10 protein-coding genes and 1 other RNA gene are annotated in these 12,615 nt (G+C 73.5%); 1 reads left to right on the forward strand and 10 read right to left on the reverse strand.

The genetic code is table 11. The features are described from left to right. Positions 1-341 precede the first annotated feature (341 nt). The 8 genes from WA762_RS26915 to WA762_RS26950 all read right to left on the reverse strand — a co-directional run bounded on the left by WA762_RS26915 (position 342) and on the right by WA762_RS26950 (position 10,076). Positions 342-623, reverse strand: coding sequence for an HU family DNA-binding protein (locus WA762_RS26915; RefSeq protein WP_017237029.1), 282 nt, complete (start codon positions 621-623; stop codon positions 342-344). A 312-nt stretch (positions 624-935) separates the two neighbouring features. Continuing rightward, complete coding sequence (locus tag WA762_RS26920; RefSeq protein ID WP_335939045.1) at positions 936-2,369, reverse strand: NAD-dependent malic enzyme; 1,434 nt, start codon at positions 2,367-2,369, stop codon at positions 936-938. Between the two features lie 654 nt (positions 2,370-3,023). Next, positions 3,024-5,429, reverse strand: coding sequence for a HelD family protein (locus tag WA762_RS26925; protein ID WP_335939046.1), 2,406 nt, complete (start codon positions 5,427-5,429; stop codon positions 3,024-3,026). A 127-nt stretch (positions 5,430-5,556) separates the two neighbouring features. After that, positions 5,557-6,222, reverse strand: coding sequence for a CGNR zinc finger domain-containing protein (locus WA762_RS26930; RefSeq protein ID WP_335939047.1), 666 nt, complete (start codon positions 6,220-6,222; stop codon positions 5,557-5,559). Between the two features lie 219 nt (positions 6,223-6,441). Further along, positions 6,442-7,005 (reverse strand): GNAT family N-acetyltransferase, encoded by a 564-nt coding sequence (locus tag WA762_RS26935; protein WP_335939048.1) that lies wholly within the window; start codon positions 7,003-7,005, stop codon positions 6,442-6,444. A gap of 98 nt (positions 7,006-7,103) precedes the next feature. Beyond that, positions 7,104-7,484, reverse strand: a complete 381-nt coding sequence (locus tag WA762_RS26940; protein ID WP_335939050.1) for a DUF4259 domain-containing protein — start codon at positions 7,482-7,484, stop codon at positions 7,104-7,106. Positions 7,485-7,645: 161 nt separating this feature from the next. Then, positions 7,646-8,746 (reverse strand): uroporphyrinogen-III synthase, encoded by a 1,101-nt coding sequence (locus tag WA762_RS26945; RefSeq protein WP_335939052.1) that lies wholly within the window; start codon positions 8,744-8,746, stop codon positions 7,646-7,648. A gap of 319 nt (positions 8,747-9,065) precedes the next feature. Further along, positions 9,066-10,076, reverse strand: coding sequence for a LysR family transcriptional regulator (locus WA762_RS26950; protein WP_443080685.1), 1,011 nt, complete (start codon positions 10,074-10,076; stop codon positions 9,066-9,068). 84 nt (positions 10,077-10,160) lie between these two features. On the opposite strand from WA762_RS26950, the gene WA762_RS26955 reads away from it, so the two are divergent. Next, the gene (locus WA762_RS26955) at positions 10,161-11,465 is read left to right on the forward strand and encodes an MFS transporter (protein WP_335939054.1); all 1,305 of its coding nucleotides are present in this window, start codon (positions 10,161-10,163) and stop codon (positions 11,463-11,465) included. 96 nt (positions 11,466-11,561) lie between these two features. On the opposite strand, the gene ssrA is transcribed toward WA762_RS26955, so the two are convergent. Further along, positions 11,562-11,931, reverse strand: a transfer-messenger RNA (tmRNA) gene (gene ssrA, locus WA762_RS26960). Positions 11,932-12,120: 189 nt separating this feature from the next. Further along, the gene (smpB, locus tag WA762_RS26965) at positions 12,121-12,609 is read right to left on the reverse strand and encodes an SsrA-binding protein SmpB (RefSeq protein WP_335939056.1); all 489 of its coding nucleotides are present in this window, start codon (positions 12,607-12,609) and stop codon (positions 12,121-12,123) included. Positions 12,610-12,615 lie beyond the last annotated feature (6 nt).

Raw genomic sequence — 12,615 nt, forward strand, 5'->3', positions numbered from 1 at the left:
CGCGTCCGTCCTCGGTCCCGCACGCCCCCGGAGGAGCCGCGTACAAGTCCGGAGGAGTCGCGTACGGGTCCGGAGCCTCCGCGTCCGGCGTCGGTCCCGCGCGGCCTCGGAGGAGTCGCATACGGGCCCTGAACGGCCCTACATGGGCCCGAACCGGCCAGAGGCGGGCCCGTGAGGGCCGCGAAGGCCGATGGAGGGCCGTGACGGGCCCTCTCGGGCCGGCGCACGGAAGGGCGGCCCCCCCGGGTGGGTACCCGGAGTGACCGCCCTTCCTCGCGCCAATGGGGCTTACGCGCCTTCGGGCGCCTCAAGCGCCCTCGGGGCCGTCGAGCCCTCGGGACTTACTTGCCCTTGGCGGCTTCCTTGAGCTTGGAGCCCGCGGAGACCTTCACGCTGTAGCCGGCCGGGATGTTGATCGGGTCACCGGTCTGCGGGTTACGAGCGGTGCGAGCGGCACGGTGGGTGCGCTCGAAGGTCAGGAAGCCGGGGATGGTGACCTTCTCGTCGCCCTTGGCGACGACCTCACCGACGGTCTCGGCGAGCGCGGCCAGCACGGCGTCGGCGTCCTTGCGAGTCACCTCGGCACGGTCGGCCAGGGCGGCCACCAGCTCACTGCGGTTCATGTTGTTACTCCCGTGTTCTTCTTGCCTGTGAGGCGTGAGATCGAAGCCGATGCTGCCAGGGCCCTCGGACAGTCCCCGGACCCGGGTCTGTCGCCAGACCCTCGCGCCCGATTACGCATCCTGCCCCCACCTGCGGCGGGAAAGCCAATCCGGCCCCCTCCGGAGTCACACGAAAAGCACCACTCGCTCGTCGTGGTGACGTTCCGTCGACACCGCGAAAGCGGTCCGCAGCGGATGCGGGGCTCGCTGGACGCGCCGCCCGCCCACCCTAAAGGGGCGTTTGGGGCGCCGCGATCCGCGACGCGCCGTAGCTCAGATCGACGTGGGGCCCGTCACAGCGCCGCCGGCCGCCTTCGCGGCGTCCCGGACGGCGCCGGCGACCGCGCCCGCGACCTTGTCGTTGAAGACCGACGGGATGATGTAGTTCGCGTTCACCTCGTCCTCGGCGACGACATCGGCGAGCGCGCGGGCCGCGGCCAGCATCATCTCCGTGTTGACAGTACGGGACTGGGCGTCGAGCAGACCGCGGAAGACACCCGGGAAGACCAGCACGTTGTTGATCTGGTTCGGGAAGTCGGAGCGTCCGGTGGCGACAACTGCGGCCGTCTGGCGGGCGATTGCCGGGTCCACCTCGGGGTCCGGGTTCGCGAGCGCGAACACGATCGAGCCCTCGGCCATCGCGGCCACGTCGTCGCCGTCCAGGACGTTCGGGGCGGAGACGCCGATGAAGACGTCGGCGCCCACGACCGCCTCCTTGAGGGTGCCGGAGACCGACTCCGGGTTGGTGTTGTCGGCGATCCAGCGCAGCGGCGAGTCGGGGGCGGCGGAGAGCAGGTCCTCGCGGCCCTCGTGCACCACGCCGTGGATGTCGGCGACGACGGCGTGCTTGACGCCCGCCGCGAGGAGGAGCTTCAGGATGGCCGTGCCGGCCGCTCCGGCGCCGGACATGACGACCCGTACGTCCCCGATTCCCTTGCCCACGACGCGCAGTGCGTTGGTCAGCGCGGCCAGCACCACGATGGCGGTGCCGTGCTGGTCGTCGTGGAAGACCGGGATGTCCAGGGCCTCGCGCAGCCGCGCCTCGATCTCGAAGCAGCGGGGGGCGGAGATGTCCTCCAGGTTGATGCCGGCGAAGCCGGGCGCGATCGCCTTGACGATCTCGACGATGGCGTCGGTGTCCTGGGTGTCCAGGCAGATCGGCCACGCGTCGATGCCCGCGAACCGCTTGAAGAGGGCGGCCTTGCCCTCCATCACGGGCAGGGCGGCCTTCGGGCCGATGTTGCCGAGACCCAGCACGGCGGAGCCGTCCGTCACAACTGCGACGGAGTTGCGCTTGATGGTGAGGCGGCGGGCGTCCTCGGGGTTCTCGGCGATCGCCATGCAGACGCGGGCCACGCCCGGGGTGTAGATCATCGAGAGGTCGTCGCGGTTGCGGATGGGGTGCTTGGACGCCATCTCGATCTTGCCGCCGAGGTGCATCAGGAACGTACGGTCGGAGACCTTGCCCAGGACGACGCCCTCGATGCCGCGCAGCTTCTCGACGATCTCGTCGGCGTGCGCGGTGGAGGTGGCGGCGATGGTGACGTCGATCCGCAGCTTCTCGTGGCCGGAGGCGGTCACGTCGAGGCCGGTGACCGAACCGCCCGAGGACTCCACGGCCGTGGTGAGCTGGGAGACTGACGTGCCGCTGGCGGGCACCTCCAGCCTGACCGTCATCGAGTACGAGACGCTGGGCGCCGTTGCCATGGCCGAGTCCTTCGCTTTCCTTAGCTTCTTTGCCGCGCGGCCGGAGCGCTCGCCTCGGTCGCGCCTTCCGATCGTCGCACCTACTGGTCGGTAGCCGGTAATGACTGCCACGTTTCGGAAAGTAGTTTCCACCATACGAGATATGACAGCGCGGAGGGAAGCCCGCGACCGGTATGTCCGCGCCCGAAGAGGGGCCGTACGGGTCAACGCGACGGCACTCGCGTCAACAGGACGGCACTCGCGACGGCGGCCCGCGGCCGGCGGCTCGCCCACCACGGCCCCCGCAACGACAACAGACCCGCGCCACCGGAAGGTGACGCGGGTCTGTCATCTGCTTGAACGGCACCGACCCGCCATGCTCGCCTCGCGGCAAGTGGTCGCTCGAAGCGACGAAGGTTGGGCCCGGGGGCTTGGATCGAGCCGGTGCCGCACACCAGGCTAACAAACACCCCGCGGATGCGATTCCCGAAGCCCGCACGGATTTCCGGAGCCTCGCCGGAAGGCGTCCCGGGCGTCCCCTCCGGACCGGCCACGGCCGCCTCCCGGCCCGCCGCCCCCGGCCGGGCGCGGGCCCGGAGCGCCCGCCCCGGACCCACGCAGGCCCGGACCGCCGTGCCCCGTCGCGCGTTCAGGTGCCCGGGTTCAGGTCCGCCCTCAGTCCCGCAGCAGGTCCGGGACGCCGTCCTCGTCGGGCAGGTCCCGCTCCCCCGAGACCACCGTGAGCTGCTGCGTCGCGCGCGTCAGCGCCACGTACAGCACCCGCAGGCCGGCCGGGGACTCGTCGGCGATCTCCGCGGGCGAGACGACCACCGTGGCGTCGTACTCCAGGCCCTTCGCCTCCAGGCTGCCCAGCGCCACCACCCGTTCGCCGAGACCGTCGAGCCAGTCCCGGGCCTGCGCGCGGCGGCCCATCGCCACGACCACGCCGACCGTGCCGTCGACCTCCGCCAGCAGTCGCCGCGCCTCCTCGCGCACCGCGGCGGCCAGGTCGCCGTCCCGCACGGTCTCGAAACGCGGCTTCACCCCGGTGGACCGGACGGCGGACGGCGGCTCCGTGCCGGGCATCGCCAGCGCCAGCACCTTCGAGGCCAGCTCGGCGATCTCCGCCGGGTTGCGGTAGTTGACCGTGAGGGTGAAGCGGCGGCGCGGCCGGGTGCCCAACGCCTCGTCGCGCGCCTGCGCCGCCTCGTCCGGGTCGGACCAGGAGGACTGCGCCGGGTCCCCGACGACCGTCCAGGTGGCATGCCGGCCGCGGCGTCCGACCATCCGCCACTGCATGGGGGTCAGGTCCTGCGCCTCGTCGACGATGACATGGGTGTACTCGGTGCGCTCCGCGGCCAGCCGCTCGGCGCGCTCGCGGCGGCTCTCCTCGCGGACCGGCATCAGCTCCTCCAGGCCGGTGAGCTGGTCCAGCGGGTCCGTCTCGCGCTTCTTCCTCGGCCGCAACGGTGCGCCGAGCAGCGTCTGGAGCTCGTCCAGGAGCGCCACGTCGTGCACGGAGAGCGGGCCGTTCCCCTCCTTGCCGAGCCGCTTCAGGGAGCGCGCCAGGCGGCGCACCTCGCCCTGGTTGAGGACCCGGCGCGCCCAGCGGCCCAGCCGCTTCTCGTCGGCCATCGCGGCGAGCACCCCGCGCGGGGTGAGCTCGGGCCACCAGGCGTCCAGGAAGTCGAGGAAGGGGATCTCGGTGGAGACGTCCTCGTCGAAGGAGGCGCGCAGTTCGGCGGCGAGTTCGGGGTCGGTGTAGCGGTCACGGCCGGACGACTTGTTCCACAGGGCGTCCAGCAGCAGTCTTCGGGCGCGCGGGCGCAGCAGGTTGACCGGGGCGGTGCCGCCGAGCACCGAGTGCCGGATCCGGCACAGTTCCTCGGCGTCCAGCTCGACGCGGGCGCCGAACGCGACGACCCGCAGCCGGGCAGGGGTGGCCGGGGGCGTGCCGGGGGCGCCGTCCGCGTCCGTCCCGTCGGCCGCGTCCCCGAAGGCGAGTTGGCCGTCGCCCTCACCGCAGGCACGCGGCGCGCCGGGCCGTTCCAGCGCCCCGCGCGCGGCCTTGCGCAGCACCGGGAGCATCCGGGAGGAGCCCTTGATCCGGGCGACGGCGGGTTCGTCGTACGCGGTGGCGCCCTCGGGCCCGGCCGCCTCGTCGGAGAGCGAGCCGACCGCGCGGATCGCGACCTGCCCCTCCTCGCCCAGCGAGGGCAGCACGCCCTCGGTGTACGCGACGAGGAGCGGGGTCGGCGAGACGACCAGGATGCCGCCCGCGTAACGCCGCCGGTCCTGGTAGAGGAGGTACGCGGCGCGGTGCAGGGCGACGGCCGTCTTGCCGGTGCCGGGGCCGCCGGAGACCTCGGTCACGGAGGCGGCGGGGGCCCGGATCACCAGGTCCTGTTCGGCCTGGATGGAGGAGACGATGTCCCGCATGGTGTGGCTGCGCGCCTGGCCCAGGGCCGCCATCAGGGCGCCGTCGCCGATGGCGGGCAGCCGCTCCCCGTCCAGGTACGCGGTCAGCTCGGGGCGCATCAGGTCGTCCTCGACGCCCAGCACCCTGCGGCCCTTGGAGCGGATGACCCGGCGGCGCACCACACGGCCCGGCTCCTTCGGCGTCGACCGGTAGAAGGGGGCGGCGGCGGGGGCGCGCCAGTCGATGACCAGGGGCGCGTACTCGGCGTCGAGGACGCCGATCCGGCCGATGTGCAGCGTCTCCGCGATGTCGGCGGTCCGGTCCTCGCGCACGGCGTCGTCGGCCGGCTCGACGGAGGTGTACGCGCCGTCCGGGCCGCGTTCGCCGTCCTTGCCCAGCAGCAGGTCGATCCGTCCGAAGAGGAAGTCCTCGAACTCGCTGTTCAGCCGGTTGAGGTGGATTCCGGCGCGGAACACCTGGGCGTCACGCTCGGCGAGCGCCCCGGGAGTGCCGACCTGGCCGCGCTTGACGGCGTCGTCCATGAGGAATTCCGCCTCATGGATCTTTTCCTCCAGACGGCGGTACACGCGGTCGAGATGTTCTTGCTCGACACCGATCTCCCGGTCCCGCAGTGAATCGACAGCGGCATCCTGCGCGGCCACCGAGGCCCCCTTCTGACGTGCATTGGGCAGCCGTCAACCTTATGCGAAGGGGAGCCGCCGCGCACCTGTGGTGCGGAAGAAGGGCGCGGCGGGGCCCGATTCCCCGGCCTCCGGCCTCCTCGGCCCCTCAGCCCCCAGCCTTCTCGCCCTTCTCCTCCCCCTCCCCCGATCCGTCCCCCTCTCCCTCTCCCGGTCCCGGCGCGGGTGCGGCGGCCGCGACGCGGCGCCGGTGACGGGCCACGCGCTCCCGGTTCCCGCACACCTCGCCGGAGCACCAGCGGCGTCGGTGCCCGCGCGAGGTGTCGAGATAGAGCCGACGGCAGTTGTCGGCCTCGCAGCGGCGCAGCCCGGCCCGCGCCACCGGGTCGGTGAGGAGTTCCACCGCGTCGCGGGCCACGGCGGCCAGCAGCGCCCCGCACTCCGGGTCCGCGCTCAGCGTCCGGACCAGCGTGCCGCCCCTCCCCCGTACCGCCCGCAGGCCCGGCGGGGGCGTCGCGGCCAGCGCGTTGACGCGTTCCAGGGCGGCCTCGGCCCTGCGGCCGCCGAGTTCGGCGGTCAGCAGCCGGTCGACGCCGGCCCTCAGCTGCCGGAAGCGCGCCACCCATGTGTCGTCCACGGCGTCGAGGCTCGTGCCGCGCGGTACGAGCCCGGTGGCGAGGAGCCAGTCTGCGAGCCGCTCGGCGCCGTCGAGCAGTTCGCACGTACCGGAGGAGCCGGTTCCCGTCGCCACCAGGTCCAGGCAGGGGCGGCCGGAGGCGAACCGCAGGTCGTACGCGTTCTTACCCGCTGCCATGGGGGTGTCACCGCCTCGGGGGTCTCCGCTGGAGGTCTCCCCCAGGGTGCCCCCTCGGCCGACCGGCCCGGAACCCCTGACGCGCACGGAGTCGGCGCCCCGGGGCGCTACCGTCTCCGAATGACCGACGATCTCCGCACCGCCGCGCCGAAGGCCGGGCCGCTGCTGCTCAGGCCCTGGCGGCCGCGGCCCGACGCAGTGCCCGGCCCGGCGCGATGCTCAGCCCAGCGGCGGATCGTCGTGCAGGATGCGCTGGAACAGCCGGTGGTCGCGCCATTCGCCGTCGATGTGCAGACAGCGCGGGGCCATTCCGTACTGCTCGAAGCCGCACTTGGCGAGCACCCGCTGCGACGCCACGTTGTCCACCACGGTCCCGGCCTCGATCCGGTGCAGCCGCAGCCCGTCCCTGGCCAGCTCGCAGATCCGCCGCACCGCGACCGTGGCCAGGCCCCGGCCCGCGTAATCGACGTCGACCCAGTAGCCGAGCGACGCGCTGCAGAACGGACCGAGCACGATGTTGCTGAGGGTGAACCCGCCCACCGCCCGGTCCTGTTCGTCGGCGAGCACCCACGGCATCGAGCGCCCCGCCTCACGGTCCGCGAGCACCCCGGCCAACCGCTCCCGCTGGCCCTGCTCGGTGTAGAACGCCTCGGGCCGTACCGGCTCCCAGGGCCGCATGAACGCGCGGCTGCGGGTCAGCGCGGCGGCGAGGGAGGCGGCGTCGTCCGGGGTGGCGGGGCGGAGCCGTATCTCCGCGTCAAGCCGGTGCGCGTCATTGATCATCCGTCCAGGCTATCCCGCCCCGGTGTCGCCCCGGCCGCCCGCCCGAGGACCGCCCCGGTGCCGTGCCGACCCCGCCCCAGTACGGCCCCAGTACGGCCTCAGTCCGCCGCGTTTCTCTCGCGCGCCAGGTCCACCAGCCGGTCGAAGGTGCGGTGCAGCTCGGCCCGCCGCTCCTCCTTGTGCCCCTCCGTGGGCTCCAGTCCGTCGATGGTCCGCTCCCACACGTCCATGAACGTCGTCTTCCACGCCTCGGCCACCGCCGGCTCCGGCAGCGTCACACCGACGTGGGCCCGCTCGGCGATCAGGCACAGCAGGTCGATGTCGCAGGGCACGACCACACCCCAGTAGTCGTCGGGCTCCAGCCCCTCCGGGTCGCCGGCCATCGCCTCCTCGATCTCCGAGAGAAGGCGTCCCGTGATGCCCGAGAGATGGTCCGCCGCCGTGTCGCTGTCGAAGTTTCCGCTGCCCCAGGTCCCCATGGCTCCCCTCCGTCATCCGTTCGGCGCGTGTCCGCGCGCCTCACCAAGTCATAGCGGACGGGACTGACAACGGCCCGTGCCGTCGCCCGGGTCCGGGGTCGCCTCCCAGGCCCTGTCGTCAGACTGCCGCCTGCCGTGCGACGGCAGTCCGAAGACAGGCCCTAGGCCAGCCGGTAGCCGCGTTTGACGACCGTCCGGACGAGACCGGGCACCCCCAGCGCCGTGCGCAGCCGCGCCACGGCCGCCTCCACCGCGTGCTCGTCCGAGCCGCCGCCCGGCAGCGCGCGCAGCAGTTCGGCGCGGGACACCACCCGGCCCGGCCGGCGGGCCAGGGCGTGCAGCAGGGCCATTCCGGCGGGCGGCACCGGGCGCCGCTCGCCGTCGACGGCCACCGCGTGCCCGCGGATCTCGATCCGGTGCCCGTCGGCCGTCACCACGCGGGCCCTGGCCGGGAGTTCGCGGCACAGGAGTTGGACCAGCGGGGCGAGCCGGAAGCGTTCCGGCTGGACGGTGCCGATGCCGAGCGCGTTCAGCGGCCGGGCGGTGACGGGTCCGACGCACGCGACCAGCACGTCCTCGCGGAGCGCGCCCAGGAGCTCCGGCAGCAGCCCGCGCCGCTCCGCCCGTCCCAGCAGCGAGACGGCGGCCGGGGCGCTGGTGAAGGTGAGCGCGTCCACGCCACGGGCCAGGAGGGCGTCGAGCAGCCGGTCGAGCGGGGCCGGGTCCTCGGGATCCGTCCAGCGGTAGACCGGCACGCAGACGACGTCGGCCCCGGCGGCGCGGAGCGGTTCGACGAAGCCCGGGACGGGTTCGCCGTGCAGTTGGAGGGCGATCCGGCGGCCGGCCACGCCCTCGGCCAGGAGCCGGTCGAGCACCTCGTCCATGGACTCGGAGGCGGGCGTCCAGGTCTCGGTCAGCCCGGCCGCCCGGACGGCGCCCTTCACCTTGGGGCCGCGCGTCAGCAGCTCGGCGCCGCGCAGGGCCGCCGCCAGCCGCTCGCCGAGGCCCCAGCCGGCGGCGGCCTCGATCCAGCCGCGGAAGCCGACGGCGGTGGTGGCGACGACCACGTCGGGGGCGGTGTCGACGACGTCCCGGGTGGTGGCGCGGAGTTCGGCGTCGTCGGCGAGCGGCACGATCCGGAGGGCCGGGGCGTGCAGGACGGCGGCCCCCCGCCGTTCCAGCAGGGCCCCGAACTCCTCCGCACGGCGTGCGGCGGTGACCCCGACGGTGAAGCCCGCGAGGGGTTCGAGCTGTTCGTCCATGTGTGCGCCGCCCCGGTCTCGTTCCGCCACTGCCCGATCGATGCGGAAGGCCGTCCGCCCGGCACGGGGGCCGAGCCCGCCCACGGCGTGCGACGGGCCCGGTTCCGCCGCGTCTCCCGCCCGCCGCGTCACGTCATCGGGACGCCGCGCGGACGGATTCGCGTCCCGTACGGCCGGGGCCGGAATCCCGGCGCGCGGACCGGACGTCTTCCGGACGTCTTCCGGACGTCTTCCGGACGTCTTCCGGACGTCTTCCGGACGGCGAACGTATACCACCGGCCCGCCCTCGCCGCACCGCGGCCGGGCCCGCCGCGCCGCCTCAGCCCGTTCCCGCCGACATGAGCGCGGCGTCGGCCTCCGGCAGCCAGCTCCCGTCCGGCCGCACCAGCCAGCCCTCCGCCGCCCCCAGCCGGGCCGCGGCCTCGCGCAGCGCGTCGAGACCCGGATGCCGCAGCCCCGCGCGCCAGACCATCAGCAGCGGGGAGACCGGCACCGGCCCGACCAGCGGACGCACCACGGTCCCCGGCATCGGGGGGAAGCCGACGACGCACAGCACCGGGTACGCCGACTTCGCCATGACCCGCTGGAACTCGGCCACGCCGACCGCGAGCGGAACCGGCGGGGCCAGCCGGATGCCCCACTTCGCGAAGAGCAGCCGGGCCAGGTCCGTCCACTCCCCGGTCCGCGGGTTGCCGTCCCCCGCGTAGACGGTCTCACCGGCCAGGTCCGCCGGGGCGACGGACTCCCGCGCGGCGAGGGGATGGCCGACGGGCAGCAGCACGGCCATCGGCTCGTACCGCACCGGCTGGAGGCCGAGCCGGGCCCGCACCGCGGGGTCGAGCCCGGCGGCACGGCCGAAGGAGACGTCGAGCCGCCCGGCCAGGATCTCCCCCGCCGCCCAGGTCAGCCCGCTCTCGAAGCGGGCCATCAGCTCGCACCCGGGAACCAGCTCACGGGCGCGGGCGAGCACCCGGGCGGCCGTCATGCCGTCGGTGTTGAGGTCGACGAAGAGCGGCCGGGCCGCGGGGTCGGCGAAGGCGGCGGCGAGGTCGGCGTGCGCCTCCAGCACCCGCCGGGCGTACGGAAGGAGCCGTTCCCCCTCGGCGGTCAGGGCCACCTGCCGGGTGGTGCGCACGAGCAGTTCCGCCCCCAGTTCGCGTTCCAGCCGCCGGACGTCCCGGCTCAGTGCCTGCTGCGCGATGTAGAGGCGGGCGGCGGCACGCGTGAAGTGCAGGTCCTCGGCGACGGCGACGAAGGCGCGGAGCAGCCGGGGGGCGATGTCGGCGCGGTGCGGCACCGGGGCGTCCGGATCGGCCGGGTAGGAGACCACGCCGAAGAATTTACAACACATACGCGTTAATCGCTGCGCAGAAGGTGTTGGACCCCATGGACCGCCCGCCCCGAGGGTTGGCCCATGCCGTACGAGAGAAATCCGCCCCCCGGCCCCGTCTTCGCGCTCTCCGGGGACCTTCTGGTCATCGCCCGCCCCGCCGGCGGCGCCCCCGTCCGTCCGAAGCCCGCCGGCCCGCGCCTCCCCCGTCCCGCCAACCCCTACCTCCGGCTGCTCGCGACACCGGGCGCCCGCGCCTTCACCGCGGGCAACCTCCTCGCCCGGCTCCCCATGGGCATGTTCACCGTCAGCGCGGTGATCATGATCGCCGGGTCGCGGGGCTCGTACGCCCTGGCGGGGGCCGTCACCGCGACCGGTCTGGCCGCCACCGCCGTGGTCGCCCCCTGGACGGCCCGGCTGGTCGACCGGTACGGGCAGGCCAGGGTCGCGGTCCCGGCCACCGCGATCGCCGTGCTCGGCTCCCTCGCCCTGCTCCTCTGTGTCCACTACGACGCCCCGGACTGGACGCTGTTCGCCTGTTACGCCGCGACCGCGACCACCCCCAACACCGGCGGGATGTCCCGCGCCCGCTGGGCCCATCTGCACCGGGGAGATCCGGCCGCCCTGCACACCGCGAACTCCTTCGAGCAGGCCGCCGACGAGCTCTGCTTCATGCTCGGCCCGGCCCTGGCGGCGCTGCTGTGCGGCGCGCTCTTCCCGGAGGCCGGAACGCTCGTCGGGGCGGTCCTGCTGATGACCGGCGTGCTGCTCTTCGCCGCCCAGCGCGCCACCGAGCCGCCCGTCGCCCCGCGCACGAGGGGCGGCGGCGGCTCCCCGCTCCGCGCCCCCGGCATGCCCGCCCTGCTCGCCGTCTTCCTCGCGACCGGGGCGGTCTTCGGGGCGATGGAGATCGCCACGGTCGCCCGGGCGGGGGGCGCGGTGGTGGCCCTCCAGGCGGCCGGGTCGTGCGTCGCGGGGCTGCTGTACGGGTCGCTCCGCCCGGCCGCGAACCCCGCCCGGCGGCTGCTGGTCTGTCTGACGGGGATGACGGCGCTGATGTCCCTGCCGCTGCTCGCCGCCTCCTCGACCGAGGCCCTGCCCGTCCTCGCCGGCGCCCTGCTGCTGGCCGGCGCGGCGACCGCCCCGACCATGGTCACCGGCATGACCCTGGTGCAACGCCTCACCCCGGCGGCCCAGTTGAACGAGGGCATGACCCTGGCCGTGACCGCGCTGCTGGGCGGGACGGCCGCGGGCTCGGCGACCGGCGGCCGGCTGCTGGAGCACGCGGGAACGGTCGCGGGCTACGCCGTGCCGGTGTGCGCGGCCGGTCTGGCCCTGGCCCTCGCGGCGACCGCGATCCGCGCCCCGGGAAGCCGCGCCCACGACTGACGGGGACGGGAAACCGGGGGACGAGGAAACGGGGGACGGGAAAACGAACGAGGACCCCGCCGCCGGTGGGCGACGAGGTCCTCGTTCACATGGGAATTGTGGAGATGGCGGGAATCGAACCCGCGTCCAACGGAGCGGAACCAGGGCTTCTCCGTGTGCAGTCCGCTGCGCTTTTCTCGGCCCCGGAGATCACGCGGACAAGTCTCCGACGGGCTCAGTCACTGTTTGATTTCCTTCTGGGCCCCGTGACCGGGCTCAGAAGTTTAGATCCCTTGATGATGCCAGGATCCGGGTCGGGATCAACCCCGGGCTGACACTTCGCAAGTCGCTACTTAGGCAGCGAGGGCGAAGGAATCGCGCTTGGTGTTGGCGATTATTGGTTGCGACATATGGTTTACGAGATCATTGCCGCTTCCTCGACACGCTTCCCCTGCTTCGACATCCGCTGTCGAAACCGATCATCCCCATGTGTTGTTTTCAATGACGCACCCGCTGTGAGGTGCGATGCCATCGTACGTGACCAACGCGCGACGATGCCAGCCCATTCCCCGCCGATCCCCCGGGCCCCGTCGTACGCCTCCCGGCGTCCTGCCGCAGGCGCCCGCCGGAGTCCGCCGGAACGGTGTCCGCCGGAGTCGTCGGCCCGGTGCGGCCGTCAGTGGCCGCGCTGGCGCCGGCGGGCCGCCGCGATCGCGCGGTTGGTCTCCCGCAGGTCCTGCTTCTCGCGCAGGGTCTGCCGCTTGTCGTACTCCTTCTTGCCCTTGGCGAGCGCGATCTCGACCTTGACCCGGCCTTCCTTGAAGTACAGCGCGAGGGGCACGATGGTGTGGCCCGTCTCGCCCGACTTCGACTCCAGCTTGTCGATCTCGGCCCGGTGCATCAGCAGCTTCCGCTTCCGCTTCGCCGAGTGGTTGGTCCAGGTGCCCTGCACGTACTCGGGGACGTGGACGTTGTGCAGCCACGCCTCGCCGCCGTCGATCTGGACGAAGCCGTCCACCAGGGAGGCCCGGCCCAGCCGCAGGGACTTGACCTCGGTGCCCATGAGGACGAGACCGCACTCATAGGTGTCGAGGATGTGGTAGTCGTGCCGCGCCTTCTTGTTCTGCGCGATGAGCTTGCGCCCGGTGTCTTTTTCCTTGGCCATAGTGCG

The organism is Streptomyces tyrfis, assembly GCF_037034285.1.
Classification (GTDB): domain Bacteria; phylum Actinomycetota; class Actinomycetes; order Streptomycetales; family Streptomycetaceae; genus Streptomyces.

Excerpts from the sequence above, each read along its gene's own strand:
- WA762_RS26915 (WP_017237029.1), bottom strand. The coding sequence starts at position 623 with ATGAACCGCAGTGAGCTGGTGGCCGCCCTGGCCGACCGTGCCGAGGTG.
- WA762_RS26920 (WP_335939045.1), bottom strand. The coding sequence starts at position 2,369 with ATGGCAACGGCGCCCAGCGTCTCGTACTCGATGACGGTCAGGCTGGAG.
- WA762_RS26930 (WP_335939047.1), bottom strand. The coding sequence starts at position 6,222 with ATGGCAGCGGGTAAGAACGCGTACGACCTGCGGTTCGCCTCCGGCCGC.
- WA762_RS26935 (WP_335939048.1), bottom strand. The coding sequence starts at position 7,005 with ATGATCAATGACGCGCACCGGCTTGACGCGGAGATACGGCTCCGCCCC.
- WA762_RS26940 (WP_335939050.1), bottom strand. The coding sequence starts at position 7,484 with ATGGGGACCTGGGGCAGCGGAAACTTCGACAGCGACACGGCGGCGGAC.
- WA762_RS26945 (WP_335939052.1), bottom strand. The coding sequence starts at position 8,746 with ATGGACGAACAGCTCGAACCCCTCGCGGGCTTCACCGTCGGGGTCACC.
- WA762_RS26955 (WP_335939054.1), top strand. The coding sequence starts at position 10,161 with ATGCCGTACGAGAGAAATCCGCCCCCCGGCCCCGTCTTCGCGCTCTCC.
- smpB (WP_335939056.1), bottom strand. The coding sequence starts at position 12,609 with ATGGCCAAGGAAAAAGACACCGGGCGCAAGCTCATCGCGCAGAACAAG.